Raw genomic sequence first — 14613 nt, forward strand, 5'->3', positions numbered from 1 at the left:
CGGCGGGAAGAGCCGCTTTCGGACCGGTAGAGAGCCCAGGGGCGGAAGCCGGGGCTCAATTTCAACGTCGCATTCCTCCACTGTGCTCAACGCATACCGTTAACGCCGGCTGCATCGCTGCTCCTGGGCCGCCGGCGGTTTCCACGCGACCCCTTGAGAAGATCCGGGCCAGGGTGTGAGAACAGAAAAGTGCCACGGACCCCCTGGTGAGGATCCATGGCACTTCCCGCCGAACCATGCATCCGGCGGCTTTTTCGGGTGGGTGTTACTTGGTGTTGACGGTGATTTTGGCGATGCCGACGAGCATGTCGGCTTTCACTGCGTCGGTCTTGAAGGTTTTGTTCAGCAGGCCGGCGGCGGTGTCGGAGATCAGCACCCGGGTGCCTTCCAGGACGGCGGTGTCGCCGGCCTTGGCGAGGGGCTTGAGGGTGGAGCCGTCGAGGTTGAAGATGTAGGCCTGCTTCGCGGCGGTGGTGCCGTTGACCGCGACGTCGCCGTAGAGCTTGGAGGTGCCCGGGTCGATGGTGAAGTTGGTCAGGTCGACCTTGGTGTCTCCGGCGGTCAGGGAGAACCCGGAACCGGCGTGGCTGATCAGGCCCTGGACGAACGGGCGGTAGTCCTTGGCCGGGTCGTAGTAATCGACCTTGCCGCCGGTGATCGGGAAGATCAGCGAACCATCGGTCAGTGCCGCGGTCCCGACGGTGCCCGGGGTCAGCTTCAGGGTCTCAAGGGCCTTGGCGAAGGAGGCATCGAGCTTCACGGCGGTGGAGGTCCCGGTCAGGGCCGGGATGGAGGCCAGCGCCTTGGGCGCCTCGGCGGACATCGAGGCCGAGGAGGACGCCGGAGCGGCGGAGGTGTTACTGGCCGGGCTGCAGGCAGCCAGGGAGAACATCAGCGAACCGGCCGCGGCGATACCGGCGAAAGTCTTGATCGATGTGCGCATGGGAATGCTCCTTGAAAGTAGTTCAGTGGATGTATCCGTTCCCGCGGCCACACCGTAAGCGGTGCGGTCCTGACAATGAATCCAGCGGGTCCGGCTTGGTCTGTCAGGAGTACTTCGGGAACACCCCCCCACCCCGGATGGGTTCACCAGATACCGTGACCAATCCGTTATGCTATGTCCTGGCAGATGCTGCCCAGGGTCCGGGGCGGTCAGTCCCGATCTGGAAGCGGGCTACGGCAACCTGGGGGATACCCTGCGGTGGGCCATCGGTGCAGGGGTCGACGGGTCCAACATTGAGGACCAGGAGCGCCCGCTGGCGCAGGCCGTGAAGCAGATGGGCGATCCCCTCCTGGCCAAGCAGCGCGAGGAGATCGATTTCGTCCTCTCCTCCATGCCCGAACGGACGCGTTCCTCCTGACAGGACACGCGCCCGTCGGCCGTGCTGACGCCATCGAACGCTGTAAGGCTTTCCTGGACGCCGGAGCGTCCTGCGCCTTCGTTCCCGAAACGCTTGACGAGGTGACTGTGGCAGCGGATCCGAAGGAGATTGCTTCCGCCGATCCAGCCCGCCGAATACTGCGGCCGGCCCCGCCCCATCAGAGAATGCTGGGCAACCCCTCTGGAGTCACCGCTTTCCGCTTTCCCTGCCGTGCCCGGATCCCGGAACCTGTGCCCATTGAGAGCCCCGGCACATCCGCCGAGAAAGAGACCATGATGATCAAGAGCCACTCGGACGTCGTCCTGGAAGTCACTGCCCACCACCCGGACGCCGTCGAGAAGGACCTGAACGCCGCCGTGGAGATCGCCCGCGAACACGCGATGAAGGAATGCCGACACGGCATCCTGCGATACGCGGCACTGGACGCCGGAGCCCTGACACGGCTCAGCATGCTGAACAACTCCGACCCCCAACGCCCGTCGGCCCTGGCAGAGCGAATGGTCACAGGCGCCTCCAACATCTCCACAAGCACCGCACGCCTCCAAGAAGCAGGACTGGTTGAAAGATCAGACGACCCAAGGGATATGCGCGCCTCGCTGATCAGGCTCGCCACGGCCGAGAAACGGGCCGGCGCCGCGCTACGGCATTCGGGCAACACCCTGATCGATGTAATTTCAGCGACTGGAACGAGGAAGACCGCCACGACCTATTGCGGCTGCTCTCCCGCTTCGAAACCGACAGCAACCGGGTAGCGGCCACCTCCAGGAGCACCTAGGCCCCACAGGCCCACCCTCAGTCGCACACGTTCAAATTAAGCCCCGTTTCTTCGCCATCCTGACCAGTTCGCGTGCGGTGTCGGCCTCGTTGTTTCTGTTTACCTGTCACCGGTTTTTTACTCGGCACAGCCTCCCGTCTCGCGGCCATATCGAGCTTCCACCCCGCCACGCTCACCGCCCAGCGTGTCGAGCGAGATATACCGTTATCTCCACCAGTCCCGCCGCAAGAAACGAAGCCAGGCTCAATTCGATCCAGAAGAAATTCGTTAGTAGTCGACTGAAAGCCCCGGCACCGAGACTGCAGCGGAAGAGAAATTCGGCCGCAGGATCGATCCAGAGCCGCAGGCGGCGGTGGCCGCAGAGGCAGTGGCCGCCGATGTCGTCCCAGGCGCTAACCACGAGTGGCGAAAGCCTGCACGGTCCCACTGAACTTGGGCGATCGTTAGGGGACGTGTGACTTGAAGTTCGGGGAATGTGAAAATGTAAAGTATCCCGCGTTAGGGTCGCTTCTGTCTGGGGCCATCGGGGCTACGAAATAGAGGATAGATCCGTACTCGCTGGATACCTGCGCCCCATCAAAGGCCGACGCTCATAAATCAGCGACCTGCAGCCGTTGCGGCGGGGGTGCGTCGCGGGGATTTGTGTCCGCCGGGTTGAAAGCGGCGTCCGCAGGACCTGTGAGACGATGTGGGCTTATACCTCGGCGGACTCTTCCCCGCCTTCCCCACTAGGAGTCCTGATGCCCGCGTCGCCTGCCATTGACCACCTCGCTCTTACCGTGACCGACCTCGAGGTCAGCGTCGCCTTCTACTCCCGCCTATGGGGTACATCGCCCACCGGGACGATGCTCGATGGGCCGTTTGTTCGAAGTAAATTCGATCTTGGTGGAGGGGCGTCACTGGGACTCACAGAGCATCGCGCAGCTTCCGGGGAGGGCCGCTTCAATGAGCGCAATCCAGGTCTGGACCATGCGGGTTTTTCCGTGGCCAGCGCAGAGGAACTCCTCGAATGGGCCGCGCATCTGGATAACATCGGCGTGATCCACAGCGGACCCGTAGATGCCCCGTATGGCACGGCACTGAACTTCAAAGACCCGGACGGTATCGCGTTGGAGTTCTTCTTGCCCAATTAAGGACTGCTCACCGCAGACCGAAAAACCACTCGCCTTTGCACTTCCGGTCCGGGACGGGCACGGGGATACACCGGGGTATGTTGCGGGTTCATGAGACACAGAATGACCGGGTCTTTGGTCGGCGTAGACCGCATGAAGCGCTGCGATGACACGCACCAGATTCATGCGGCCGAGCCGATGGGTGGTCGTGTAGCTAATTCAGGGGCGGGGTGTCGGCGGGAATGACACCGGTCGAGTACAGATCGGTGGCGAGGTCGCGGATTGCGCGCAGGGCGACACGCTGGGTGAAGGGGCCATAGGAGACACGGGCCACCCCAAGTAACTGCAGCTCGGCTGCCGGCAGGGCACCGGGTGCGCCGATCACTGATAGCTTTCCGCGCCCGAGTCCCTCGACCAGCGGCTCGATGACCTCGCGGGTCAGTGCTCCCGGGACGAACACCAGCGCGGCACCGGCGTCCAGGTATGCGCGGCCCCGGGTGATGGCGTCATCGATGCTGTCTTTGATAGGCCGGTCACCGCCCCTCGCGATCGCGTCGGTGCGGGCGTTCAGCTGAAAGGCTATGCCCTCGGCCTGGGCAGCTGCCATGACGGCGTGCACGCGGGCGACGGCTTCATCGAAGGGCCGAAGCCGGTCTTCCACGTTGGCGCCGACGACGCCGAGCGCGATAGCCCTGCGAATCGTCTCGGCCGGGTTCTCGTAACCATCATCAAGATCGGCCGTGACGGGAAGATCAACGGCGTCCACGATTGTTTTGACCCCTGCCAGCGCCATCTCCAGGGGCATCGTCCCGTCCGCGTAGCCGTACGCGGCGGCGATGGAGTGGCCGGCGGTCGCGATTGCCTTGGTCTCCGGCAGCGCCGCGACCGTGGACGCGCTGATGGCATCCCAGACGTTGACAACCCGCAGGATCTCCGGGGCCTCATGCAGCGCTTTCAACTGCTGCGCGCGCTCTGACGTGTTCGATCCGGTCATTTTTCTTCTCCGTTTTCTGTCGAGGTACTTGGCAAGGAAGCTGAGGAGGATGTCGGTAACCTCCAGGACATTGGTCCAGGGAGTGCATGGCACTTTCTATCTCCACGTGCTCCACTAAACAGGAATTGTCGGGGTCAGGGAGTGTCTCTGCCGGTGGTGGCGGACGTACCGGAGACAGTTTTCGGCCGGGATCGCCGGTCCAGGATCAGGGCGGTGGCGGCGAGGAGGGCCGCGGCGCCCTGGGCGAGGGCGGTGAGGGTCTTATCGAAAAACCAGACGGGTTCATACATGGCCGGGAACGGCCCGAACGCCGGAACATCGATGTAGCGGTAGAGCAGCAGGACGGCCAGCCCTCCGCCGGCAGTGAGTAGGGCAAGGAGCCAGGCGGGGCGGCTGCCACGGGCCAGGACGTAGAGTCCGGCTGCTGCCGCAGCGCCGGCTTCGGCGAGGAAGAGGTTGCCCTCCCCGAAGCCTTCCGGGGCGGCGGACTGGTAGCCCGTTGCTAGGCGGGCGTGCACGATGGCGTCCACAAAGAGAGCGGCCGCTGCAAGGACCCGCAGGACGAGACCCGCAACGCTGCCAAGGCCGCGGCGGCCCGGCTCCGGGGCTCGGGCGCCGTGGGTTGGGGTGTGGTCCTGGCTCATTTGACGGTCAGGGTTCCTTGCATGTTGGAGTGGTAGGTGCAGTGGTAGGCGTAGGTGCCTGCCTTGGCGGGGGCGGTGAAAGTGGTGCTGGTCCCGGCTTTGACGACCGCGTCGAAGGAACCGTCCTCAGCGGTGACGGTGTGGGCTTGAGAGTCCATGTTCATCACCGTCACGCTCGCCCCGGCCGGGACGCTGTCCGGGCCGGTATAGGCAAAGGACTTGATATGGATCGTCACGTCAGCCGCCGTCCCGGTGGACGCGTTTGGGGCTCCCGTTGACGGTGTCATCGGCGAAGCTCCCATTCCGGGGTCCATGGAAGCGGACGAGGAAGGCATTGACGTCGGAGACCCAGGTGATGAGCTGGGCGCTCCTTGGGTGGTCCCGCAGGCGCTGGCACCGATGACGGTGGCCGCGCCGATCAGGGCAACGGTAAGACGTTGAGGGATTTTTGTCGCCTTCATGATTGTTCCCTTTCAGGGAGCTGACGGGCGCTCCTGGTGGAAGCAGGGGCAGTGGTTCCGGATTCAGGCGGGGTGGCTGGAGGTCAGGTGGGCGTAGACGACGGTGTTGTCCAGGTACTCCCGCGTGGTGGGGTCGTACCCGCCGCAGGTGATCAGCCGGACTTCGGGCCGGTCCGCGTTCTGGTAGACCTCCACGGTCGGGAAAGTTGATTTGTGGTAGACATCGACTTTGTCCACCGTGAAGACCGCGGCGGTGTGGTCCGCGCGGGTGACGGTGATGGTCTGGCCCGGGGTGAGCTCATGGAGCCGGTAGAACAGCCCCACATCGCTGCTGGTGGTGTTGACGTGGCCGAGGATGACCGCGGACCCCGTCTGGCCCGGGGTGGGCGAGTCCTGGTACCAGCCACCGGGTGAGCCCGGTTCCCCGGACGGGGTCTGAACTTCCCCGTTGGCCTGCTTGCCCACAGGGGTCAGGGCCGCGTTCACGCCGATGGAGGGGACCTCAACCCGATCCGGCGCGGACGCGGGCAGAGCCGTGTCCGGCGCGGACGGAACAGCCACGGAAGACGGGTTAGGCGGGGCCGGTGCGGTCAGCGGGTCCGGAATGGGTGCTGCCGCAGCAGTGGCAGCGCCAGGTGACGGCGACGGCAAGGACACGCTGGTCGTTGGCCCCGGTGCGGGTGGTTCGGCGTGGAGTCCCAGCCCGATGGTGGTGATGCCGCCGGCCAGGAGCAGCGCGGCCACCGCGGACGCGCTGAAGCGTCCACGGCGGCGGCTGTTTTCAGATCCCATCAGTTCCCTGCTTGTTCCCCGAGTCTTCCCAGACCCTAGGCTGCCATTTTGCGGCGGATTGCGTACGCGCCGCCGGCGGCCATGACGAGGCCGCCACCTGCGGCCAGCAGACCGAGATCAGGGCCGGCAGGGGCGGGCGTGGTGATGCCGGTGCCGGGGGCCCCTGCGGGCATGGCTTTCAGGGTTCCGCACAGGGCAGGTGACGTGGCGGCCAGGGGCAGGGAGGGCACGAGGTCGCTGGGGGCCTTCTGCGCTGCGTCGGACAAGGTGGCCGGGTCCAGGCCGTGGACGACGACGACGGCGGTGCCGGCCTTGAGGGCATCAGCGGTTTTGGCGTCCAGGGTGAAGGTCCTGTTATAGGTGTAGGAGGCACCCATCCCGGCAACCTTCAGGTCGGTACCGGCTGCGGGGCTCGTGTCTCCGCTGGTGGACAGGGTCGTGCCGATGCCACCGTAAGCGGGGGCGCCTTCGGTGGTGCTAATCACTCCGTCTTTGTTGGTGTCAGCGGACATGTCAGGGCAGGTACCCTTCGCACCGATATGGATGTGCTGGACGTGCGGGTAGGGGCTGCCGTTGAACATGGCAGCTAGCCCGGAGACTTTTTCGGTCACTGTGGCCTGGTCGCCACTGACGGTGATCATCACCGTGCCTGTGGCGTTGCTGCCGTTGATCGCGGCAAGGTTCGCCTGATAGTTCGTGTTGTCCGCGGCGAGGGCCGGGCTGGTGGAGAGTGCGAGGGCGCCCAAGGCCAGGGCCGGGGCGATCAGGAAAGCGGATTTCTTCATGACTTTTTCCTCCATCGGAAATGGACGCTCCCCTGATGGTCACGCCCATGGTGGTGACTCTAACGGTTCGTTGTGCTCCACGTCACGGATGGGAGGGATAAAGAAATACTTTTCCGCCTCGGAACAGGGCACCCACCAGCTCAAACACACCTCCGGAAACCCCTGGGGTTCTGTTTCTGCCAGTTGTGTAGGACATATTCGGACCAGCAGGCCAGTACCGTGGTGGCGACCTGGTAAGCGAATGCGGCGCGGGTGACCTGGTTTGGTCCCAGCGTTTCCGGCAGGGCCGCCGCGTCCACCGTCAGGACGAAGTTGTCCTTAACGAAGGCTGCGGACGTTGGCGTTTGGAAGGCCGGGAACCCCAGATTCGCCAGCCCCTCGATCGGGGCGGCCGCATCCGTGCTCCGCTGCAGATCCCGAACATACGCGTGTGCAGCATCCGGGTCCGCGGCTTCCTTCACAGACAGCACGAAGGACCCTTGAGTCAGGGCATAGGTGCAGGTATACAGATTGTCGACCCAGGAATCGGTCGTGCCGGGGGCGGATGACATCGCCAGGATCCGGACGATATTTGCCCGGGTTTCCTCCCCGCACACCATCAACGCCGCAGCCGACGGGGAACCCGCCGTGCCCGCACCCGAAACAGCAGAAGGAGACCCCGGCTGCGGCGAACCAGACCCTGCTCCCGCCGGGGAAGCCCCCGAAACAGCCGGACGGCTGCTCGTCGCCGCGCCTCCGCTTCCTGGTTCCGCGTTGCCGGCGGCGTGGAATCCGCGCCTCCGCTTCCTGGTTCCGCGTTGCCGGCGGCGTTGAACCCGCGACCCGGCGCCCGGGCGGAGTGGGCCGGGGCGTTGTCAGGCAGGCGCATCGGTGAAGGCGGTGCTGCGTCAGATCGCGAAGAGACCCCCACCGACTTACCCGCCGGGCTGGACTCCCGGCGGGACAGCGAACAGCCCGGAGCCGGTGTGTTCCAGGTATTCCACCGCCAAGGTGTCATTCCGGGCCATCGCGAGCTGCATGGGCACGTAGTGGGTGCGGGGATCCTTGACGAAGGCGATGAAGAAGAGGCCGGCGTCCAGGTGACCCGGCCCGTCGGAGTCGTCCGTGTAGTTGTACCCGCGGCGGAGCATCCGCACCCCGTTGTTGTGCGAGGGATGCGCCAGGCGCAGGTGCGAGCTGGGAGCGATGAGTGGTTCGCCGGCCCTGCCCTGGGCTTCAAAGTCGGGGGCGCTGAACTCGGCCCCGCCGGACAACCCTGTAAGGGACCGGGGATGCGCAGGGTAGGGACTCCCGGGGATTGACCTGGGGTGACCAAGCCGGGCATCCTTTTGGGCTGCGGCGTCGAACAAAGGGCATGAAATACTACAGCCCGGCGGCGCAGGAACGGGCCAAAGACGCCGCATACGATGCAGTCGAAAAAGTACTGACCAGCCTGTTCGAACCGCTCAGCAGACAGGCCCTGACAGCACGCTGGAACCAGGCCGCTGAAGCCATGGCCATGCATCTCGAAGCGCAGGACAACGGCACGGAATAAGTCGCACGACCCGATGCGCAAGGTCAACACGCCCGGAGCGTTCCGCGACCCCCGCAGGGACGCGGGCTCTCCTGCGTACCTGCTTCGCCGTCAAAGTGTCCGCGAGCCTGAACCCGGCGCCGGCGTTCGATGCTGCACTTGGGCCGGCCCGGGGAATGTAACCCGGTCCGCGGGCTTGTCACGGCGGCCCATGACTAGTATTTTTTTGATCGCGGCCGCCACCGCGGCTGCGAACTCGGTGCCCGGGATTTCCGCGGCGATCTCCCGTGCATCATTGATGCGGTCCATGTCCCTCAGAACAGCTAGCAGCCCCACTGAGAGTCCGCCCGCCGCCAGCCGGGAGAGCTGTTCCGATCCGGTCTTATCCGTGGACATCGGCACTCCACGGACCAGCGCGCCCTCAGGCCGGCGGAGGGCCAGCGCCCAGAAGCCGCCGTCCTCGGCCGGTCCCAGCCAGGCATCGTGTTGGGGAGTCGCGGCAGACCAGTCCATGAGTAGCGGGGCAAGATGCGCCGCTGAAATCTGGGGTGTGTCCATGCCAACTATCAGCAACGGGCCGGTGGTTTCGTCGCAGATTGCAGCGAGCCGTTCATCTAGCGGGCCGCCGGTCTGGGCCATAACCGCGAATCCTGCGGCATCCCGGGCGCTCGGTGTCCCGTCCATCACCAGCAGCCGTTCGCTTACAGGCAAGACCCTGATGGTATCGAGGGTCCTGCTGAGGCTGCGTTGTGCCAGGTCGGCGGCCTGATCAGGCGTCAACGGCGGAGACAACCGGGTCTTCACCCGGCCAGGCCGGCACTCCTTGGCGAAGACCGCCACCCGCAGCTGCAGCGTTGGCCTCATTGCTGTTCCTCGAAGCCGGGAAGAGTGCTGACGGGCCGGGCAGCAGCTGCGGCCGCTGCTGCCCCTAGCTGTGCCGACATTTCGAGCAAAACCTTGCTTGTGCCCAGAGCTGGCCCGGCCACCGTGGACTTGACCGTCCATGGGGCGCACACCACCGGAAGCTCGATGGCCCGGCACCTGTAGAGGCCGGTCATGTCGATGACTCCGGGGGGCCCGGGGTCCAGGTACGCCGAAGTGGTTCGGTCCCTGGCCGGTCCACGTATGGCGGGACTCGCGTCGGGACTTTCAAGGCTCCGCCGGCCACAGCTACTAGTCCGGCCCGGTGGGCGTTGCTCGTCGCTCAGGTGGTGTTTGGTCACCGGCGAGCATGATACCGATGAAGGCCATGCCGAGTCCGGTCAGCAGTGCTGCAGTCCCGACGCTGCCGGCTGTCTGCTCGAACCACTCTCCGTACGTGATGAGGCGGAGGAGACCTACGACGATCATTACTGCACCGACGCCGAACAGCAGGGCGCGCAGCCGGAGCAAGGTGCCGGTTAAAGCGATGAGGGCAAGAACGAGAAGGGTCACGGCCTGTGCCGGATTGACAGGCACCAGTTTGAGCGGGTCGTAGTCGATGAGTGCGAAGACGGCACTTGCCGCGGTAACGGCACTGAGCGCCACTGAACGTCGTCGGGTTTCCGGTTCCAGCCGGGCCCGGGAGATATCGCGGTGACCGGTCATGATGCCCTCAGCGCCCACTTGGCCAGGCGGTTTGACGAGGTGCGCCAGTGCGGACGGAGCAGGCCGTCGAGCCCTGCGGATCTGCCGGCGGCCGTGGCGAGCAGCACGGCGTGCACGGCGAGCATGAGGTAGTAGGACCAGTGCCATTCGTTGGGTGCGTTCAGGACGGACAGGGTAATCGCCAGGGTCTGGATGATGCCAATCGCTGCCCAGAAGCGGGTGAGAAGGCCGACGATGAGGAACGCGCCGAGGCTGAACTCGACCAGCAGTGTGGCGTAGCCGAACAATGTGAAGTTCGGTAAGACAACGTACTGGATCAGCCAGGAGAAAGGCGGGAAGACCGGGTGCTCGAGGGCGTAGCTGGTGAATTGGAAGAGACCAGTGTGGTCGTTGCGGCCGAAGTCGGGGGGGATCTTCCAACTGACGTTTTGGATCCACAACAGGGCTACGGCGATTCGCAGTCCGGCGATGACGGCTCGGGCGGAACGCCCGGAGTCGATTCCTTCGGCGGCGGTCTGGCCGGCCGGCGTTGTGGTCGCGGGTAGATCAGACACGGTCGGAGACCTTACTGTTTTCCCTCATGTGGGTGCCGCTGAAGGGGACGGGGCCGCCGGGCGATTCCCCGCAACTGACGTACAGATAAACGACAAGCACCTCGTCGTTGGGCTTCATGGATTCATGTTAGACCTCAGGAGTGTCCTGGGCGAGCCGAAAAGCATTTCGGTCGGCGTGCGTTGGGTGGGTCGCGGGGTGCACGAGCGCGCGCGGATTGAGTTCGGTCAGCTGAGCAGGTTCGGACACTGGCGGCCGTCCTACGCGCAGGGGAAAAGTTTGGCGGCGGCGCCTGCTGCAACCCAGTGTTCGGCGAAGAGCCGGTAGACCTCGCTGAGCGCCGGTCCCAGGGGTTCGATCTGTGTGCTGACCAGGGCGTGGTCATCTGTCGCTGCGACCGGATGCCAGTACACCCCGTCCGCGGTGACGGTGACTTCGGGGACCAGTGTTTCGCGGCTGAACTGCACTCCGGTGTCGGCGGCACCCTGCTGCGCGACCGGTCGAATGACCTGGTCGGTCAGCGGGATGCCGAGCCCGTCGAGAAAATCGTGCAGGGCGGCGAGATCGGTCGCGTGGGGCGAAGCGATCGTGGCAGCCACCCGGACTCGGAAACCTTCGCTAAGCGCGACGCCGACGCCGGCCACCGCGCGGGCCCAGCTGCCGGCGCCGCGGTGACCGTCGTGGATCTCCGGGGTGGGGGAGTCCAGGCTGATCTGCAGGGCGAAGTGCTCCCTCGGCATCGCCTGCAAGGAACGAAGCCCGGGCCCGCGGAACAGCATGCCGTTTGTCAGCAAGGTGGTTGGAAGCAGCCGGACGCAGTCTGTGACTATCCGGGCAATGTCAGGCAGCAGAAACGGTTCGCCGCCGGTGAGATAGACCTCCTGGACGCCCCAGTCTGCGCCCTCCCGGACCAGGCGGGCGATCCGTTCGACGCCGAGCTCCCGGCGCTCGGCCTTGGGTGAAGATGCGACACAGCAGTAGTCACAGGCCAGGTTGCAGTGGAAATTCGTATACAGCCAGAGCCGGGCCCCGGGAAGTCGGTCCGGTCCCAGCGTCAATGCCGGGTCGGGCAGCCGACCGCGACGCACGATGACGGTGCCGGGCCCGACGTCAGTCCACGACGTCGTGATGAGGGTGTTGCCCGTTCGTTCACACCAGCGTTGGACCACGTCAAACTCGCTTGCGGAGCCAACAGCCACCGCGCCGGTGGCGCCCTCGGCCAGGGACCCCACTACACGCACCAGGTCCAAGATCACCACCACTTGGTCACCCCCTGTTCCTCGACGGCGGCGAACAGCCCGGCGTAGCCGTCCAGTTCGGGCCGGACCCAGCGCCTCAACCCCTCAAGCTCGAGGATCCGTCGGTGTTCGGGCCGCTCCCAGTCCATAGCCAGCAACGTGCTGACCCATGGCTCGTGGCGTTCTGCGGGCAGGGTGTCTAAGGCGGTGAACATGCAATGGCAATACGGTTCGGTCTGCCAGACCGCCTCCAGTGCCTCCGGCATCAGTTCAGCGCCGCCGATGCCTTCCCAGGTGGTGATTCCGATGGCCGCGACGTCGGCTTCGCCGGCGAGCACGGCGTCGATGGCGTCCAGCTCGCTGCGCCCGGTGTCACCGTGCTTGCCGATGTCACTATTGAACCGCGTCACCTCCAGCAAGGTGAGGTCCAGGCCTGCCCGGGCCAGATAGTACAGCGGCAGAATGGCGGCCTGGGCCGAGTCCGCGGACCCCAAGGCCAGCCGCTGACCGGCGAGGGCGTCCGGGCCGGAGAGTCCGCTACCGGCGCGGGCGACGAACACGGTCGCGAACCGTGTGTCGGTGTCGCGCATCGCCAGGGCGCGGGCCCGCCCCCCGGTCTGCATGACCGTACGCACATAGGCCAGATTGGTGTTCCAGATGATGTCGACCTGTCCGGCGCGCAGCGCCTGGACCTGGCGTCCATAGTTGGAGAACAAGACAAAGTCCATCGGTGCCGGCGAGTCCTTGAAGTATTCGCGGATGCCTTCCCAGATGGGCACTACGTTCGGGGTGTAGGCCACAGCGCCCACCAGTAACTGCTCGGACATGGTTCAGCCTCCTGAGAACAGCGGCAGGCCAGTGAGGGCCCTACCATAGAAGTCGTAGAGCGCATCCGCCGTCGGCGCCATGACCGAGCCCGCCCGCGCATCACGGAAGGCCCGCTCGATGGGCAGGTGCTTGGAGAACGCCGCACCCCCGCAGACCCGCATTGCCGCGTCGGTGATTTCGAGTGCAGCATCATTGGCCGAGGCTTTGACCCCAAGGACATGCAGCAGCGTGTCTTCCCCGGGAGACGCGACGGTGCCGGCTGCTTGGGCCAAATAAGCACGCTGCACTGCCAGGCTGATGGCCATTCGGGCGATCTGGGCCCGGATCGTTGGCAACCCAGCCAGTGAATGGCCCAGATGTTCGAGTCGGGAAACTCCAACGTGTTCGACAGCGGCCCGGGTAGCGGCAGATGCCAGACCCAGCGAGACCGCCGCGTTGCCGAGGTTGAACCACGGCAGCACCGTCTCCATCATGCGCGCGAAGCCCGTCGCCGGCCCGCCCAGTCGGTACCCGACCGGAATGCCAGCGTTGATAGTCATCGGTGCGGAGTCGTTGCCGCGCAGCCCGAGCCCCCGCCAGGGACCGGCGACGTCCACACCCTGCGTGCCGGCGGGAAGGGCGTACAGATCCACCTCACCCGGCACGCCCGAGGGCGTGCCGGTCGAGACCACATAGACATCGGCGTGAGCGGCCGAAGTCACCCAACTCTTGTCAGCGCGCAACACGACAGTCGACCCGCTGGCGGTAGCGATCGACACGGGGGCCCAAAAATGCGACCGGGATCCCCGCTCACTGAAGGCGAGGGTGCCCAGCGTCGTCCCGCGCGCCATCCCTGCAAGCAGGTCCGGCAGATCAGGGGGCGGCGCGGCCGCAATCGTAACTGCGGCGGCGGCATGCATCAGATAGATCATGGCTGTTGAACCGCACGCCTCTGCCAGAGCACTGACCGTCTCGGTGAATACCTCCGGCCCGGCACCGGCACCGCCAACCTCGACCGGCAGCACCAGTCCCAGGAGTCCGCCGGCCCGCAACTCTGCGACCGCTTCAAGAGGATATACCCCGTCGGTGTCCACCCTCTCGGCGTGCTCCCTCGCGACCTTGACCACATCGTCCAGTGCCTGGCTTGTTGACAATCCACTCACCCTGTCCGCCCACGAAGCGCCCTCGCATACCCATCCCGTGCTGACGAGGGTCAAGGTCAGCACGTGACGATTATGCGCTCCGACCGGCCTCTACGCCAGAGCCCGTCGAGACTCACGAATAGTGCTCGCGAAATGGCGTGCCCCCATCATCCGGGAGAGCTCGCTAAACGTGGTCTGGCTTCGGGTGCGGCTGGGATGGGTCAGGGGTTCTCGTTCTCAGCGCGCAGGGCGTCACCAAGCAGTCCGCGCAGAGCATGCGCAGGCGGGGAAGCCGGACCAGGGTCGGATCGTGGATGATCCCGGCGGCGTCACGGGCATTTCTCGACATCCGACAGCTTGGTCAGCCGCCGCCGAACGGCCTGCGCGCCGGGTTCGGGGGAGATCAGCCGTCTTCAGGGTACAGGGGCAGATGTTGGCCGGGGCGGTCCACAGGACTCGGCGCAAGTTCGGAGCAGGGGTCTGGGAGCCGGACCGAAATGGGTGACGTCCGGAGCGACTTCGTCTTTGGTTCCGGAGCTGCCGGGGTGTTCGGGGGCGCATGCCGCCTAGGCGGCATGCAGGGGGTCTAGTTCGCCCAGAGGGCGTGGCTTGAGCGATGAACAATTGGACGCTGCCGCGTATGCCGCAATGATGATCGGGGGGTCACACAAAAGGTCCACGCAGGGGCCATGATTAATTTCGCGTAGGGACTCGCTGCGCGAGCCAGTTTGCCGGGTTGCTCGAATTCGGGCTCCGCTCACCGGGTTGTCATTCTTGGAGGAGGATCTGGATGATGGCCTCTTGGCGCCAAGATCGGAGATCACCTGTC

Annotated in this window: 21 protein-coding genes and 2 pseudogenes; 7 read left to right on the top strand and 16 right to left on the bottom strand. The window is 65.4% G+C overall.

Translation table 11 applies throughout. The features are described 5' to 3' along the window. Positions 1-265: 265 nt before the first annotated feature. Positions 266-943, bottom strand: coding sequence for a hypothetical protein (locus tag QI450_RS05940; protein ID WP_282468051.1), 678 nt, complete (start codon positions 941-943; stop codon positions 266-268). A gap of 169 nt (positions 944-1112) precedes the next feature. Between QI450_RS05940 and QI450_RS05945 the strand changes: the two genes are divergently transcribed. The 4 genes and pseudogenes from QI450_RS05945 to QI450_RS05960 all read left to right on the top strand — a co-directional run bounded on the left by QI450_RS05945 (position 1113) and on the right by QI450_RS05960 (position 3290). Next, positions 1113-1361, top strand: coding sequence for an isocitrate lyase/phosphoenolpyruvate mutase family protein (locus QI450_RS05945; RefSeq protein ID WP_226774109.1), 249 nt, complete (start codon positions 1113-1115; stop codon positions 1359-1361). Continuing rightward, positions 1358-1417 (top strand): annotated as a pseudogene (locus QI450_RS05950) (hypothetical protein); the annotation flags it as partial. The gene QI450_RS05945 and the pseudogene QI450_RS05950, both read left to right, overlap by 4 nt. Positions 1418-1654: 237 nt before the next feature. Then, positions 1655-2134: a MarR family transcriptional regulator gene (locus tag QI450_RS05955; protein ID WP_226774110.1), complete on the top strand. Its 480-nt coding sequence runs from the start codon at positions 1655-1657 to the stop codon at positions 2132-2134. 763 nt (positions 2135-2897) lie between these two features. Beyond that, positions 2898-3290, top strand: a complete 393-nt coding sequence (locus QI450_RS05960; RefSeq protein ID WP_226774111.1) for a VOC family protein — start codon at positions 2898-2900, stop codon at positions 3288-3290. Between the two features lie 193 nt (positions 3291-3483). Here the strand turns inward: QI450_RS05960 and QI450_RS05965 are convergent, their stop codons facing one another. The 3 genes from QI450_RS05965 to QI450_RS05975 form a co-directional block, all read right to left on the bottom strand. Further along, positions 3484-4263 (bottom strand): isocitrate lyase/phosphoenolpyruvate mutase family protein, encoded by a 780-nt coding sequence (locus tag QI450_RS05965; RefSeq protein ID WP_226774112.1) that lies wholly within the window; start codon positions 4261-4263, stop codon positions 3484-3486. Positions 4264-4397: 134 nt separating this feature from the next. Next, entirely contained in the window at positions 4398-4907 is a 510-nt protein-coding gene (locus tag QI450_RS05970; RefSeq protein ID WP_226774113.1) for a hypothetical protein, read from the bottom strand. Next, a complete protein-coding gene (locus QI450_RS05975; RefSeq protein ID WP_282361034.1) occupies positions 4904-5143 on the bottom strand; it encodes a cupredoxin domain-containing protein in 240 nt (79 codons plus the stop codon). Before QI450_RS05975 ends, QI450_RS05970 begins: the two co-directional genes overlap by 4 nt. On the opposite strand from QI450_RS05975, the gene QI450_RS05980 reads away from it, so the two are divergent. Continuing rightward, positions 5127-5348, top strand: a complete 222-nt coding sequence (locus QI450_RS05980) for a hypothetical protein (protein ID WP_226774128.1) — start codon at positions 5127-5129, stop codon at positions 5346-5348. The genes QI450_RS05975 and QI450_RS05980 overlap by 17 nt on opposite strands. A gap of 83 nt (positions 5349-5431) precedes the next feature. On the opposite strand, the gene QI450_RS05985 is transcribed toward QI450_RS05980, so the two are convergent. The 3 genes from QI450_RS05985 to QI450_RS05995 form a co-directional block, all read right to left on the bottom strand. After that, on the bottom strand, positions 5432-6160 hold the full coding sequence (locus QI450_RS05985; RefSeq protein ID WP_226774115.1) for a class F sortase: 729 nt from the start codon (positions 6158-6160) through the stop codon (positions 5432-5434). 35 nt (positions 6161-6195) lie between these two features. Then, positions 6196-6945: a hypothetical protein gene (locus QI450_RS05990; RefSeq protein ID WP_226774116.1), complete on the bottom strand. Its 750-nt coding sequence runs from the start codon at positions 6943-6945 to the stop codon at positions 6196-6198. Between the two features lie 140 nt (positions 6946-7085). Then, entirely contained in the window at positions 7086-7415 is a 330-nt protein-coding gene (locus QI450_RS05995) for a hypothetical protein (protein WP_226774117.1), read from the bottom strand. Between the two features lie 40 nt (positions 7416-7455). Here QI450_RS05995 and QI450_RS06000 point away from each other — a divergent pair, with 40 nt between their 5' ends. Then, complete coding sequence (locus tag QI450_RS06000; RefSeq protein ID WP_226774118.1) at positions 7456-7758, top strand: hypothetical protein; 303 nt, start codon at positions 7456-7458, stop codon at positions 7756-7758. Positions 7759-7859: 101 nt separating this feature from the next. Here the strand turns inward: QI450_RS06000 and QI450_RS06005 are convergent. After that, positions 7860-8198, bottom strand: a pseudogene (locus tag QI450_RS06005) (deferrochelatase/peroxidase EfeB); the annotation flags it as partial. Between the two features lie 101 nt (positions 8199-8299). Between QI450_RS06005 and QI450_RS06010 the strand changes: the two are divergent. Next, positions 8300-8479: a hypothetical protein gene (locus QI450_RS06010; protein ID WP_226774119.1), complete on the top strand. Its 180-nt coding sequence runs from the start codon at positions 8300-8302 to the stop codon at positions 8477-8479. A 90-nt stretch (positions 8480-8569) separates the two neighbouring features. Here QI450_RS06010 and QI450_RS06015 read toward each other — a convergent pair whose 3' ends face one another. From QI450_RS06015 to QI450_RS06050, 8 genes are all read right to left on the bottom strand, one after another. Then, the gene (locus QI450_RS06015; protein WP_226774120.1) at positions 8570-9322 is read right to left on the bottom strand and encodes a DUF2064 domain-containing protein; all 753 of its coding nucleotides are present in this window, start codon (positions 9320-9322) and stop codon (positions 8570-8572) included. Next, complete coding sequence (locus QI450_RS06020; RefSeq protein ID WP_282361037.1) at positions 9319-9516, bottom strand: hypothetical protein; 198 nt, start codon at positions 9514-9516, stop codon at positions 9319-9321. Before QI450_RS06020 ends, QI450_RS06015 begins: the two co-directional genes overlap by 4 nt. Positions 9517-9631: 115 nt before the next feature. Next, positions 9632-10045, bottom strand: a complete 414-nt coding sequence (locus QI450_RS06025) for a hypothetical protein (protein WP_226774121.1) — start codon at positions 10043-10045, stop codon at positions 9632-9634. Beyond that, the gene (locus QI450_RS06030; RefSeq protein WP_226774122.1) at positions 10042-10599 is read right to left on the bottom strand and encodes a TQO small subunit DoxD; all 558 of its coding nucleotides are present in this window, start codon (positions 10597-10599) and stop codon (positions 10042-10044) included. Before QI450_RS06030 ends, QI450_RS06025 begins: the two co-directional genes overlap by 4 nt. Continuing rightward, entirely contained in the window at positions 10592-10717 is a 126-nt protein-coding gene (locus QI450_RS06035) for a hypothetical protein (protein ID WP_256446664.1), read from the bottom strand. Before QI450_RS06035 ends, QI450_RS06030 begins: the two co-directional genes overlap by 8 nt. A 140-nt stretch (positions 10718-10857) precedes the next feature. Next, positions 10858-11859, bottom strand: a complete 1002-nt coding sequence (locus QI450_RS06040) for a radical SAM protein (protein ID WP_226774123.1) — start codon at positions 11857-11859, stop codon at positions 10858-10860. Next, the gene (locus QI450_RS06045) at positions 11850-12662 is read right to left on the bottom strand and encodes a PhnD/SsuA/transferrin family substrate-binding protein (RefSeq protein WP_226774124.1); all 813 of its coding nucleotides are present in this window, start codon (positions 12660-12662) and stop codon (positions 11850-11852) included. The genes QI450_RS06040 and QI450_RS06045 overlap by 10 nt, the downstream gene beginning before the upstream one ends. Before the next feature lie 3 nt (positions 12663-12665). Further along, a complete protein-coding gene (locus QI450_RS06050; RefSeq protein ID WP_226774125.1) occupies positions 12666-13796 on the bottom strand; it encodes an acyl-CoA dehydrogenase family protein in 1131 nt (376 codons plus the stop codon). Positions 13797-14613: the final 817 nt, after the last annotated feature.

It is taken from the genome of Arthrobacter sp. EM1 (assembly GCF_029964055.1).
Lineage (GTDB): Bacteria > Actinomycetota > Actinomycetes > Actinomycetales > Micrococcaceae > Arthrobacter.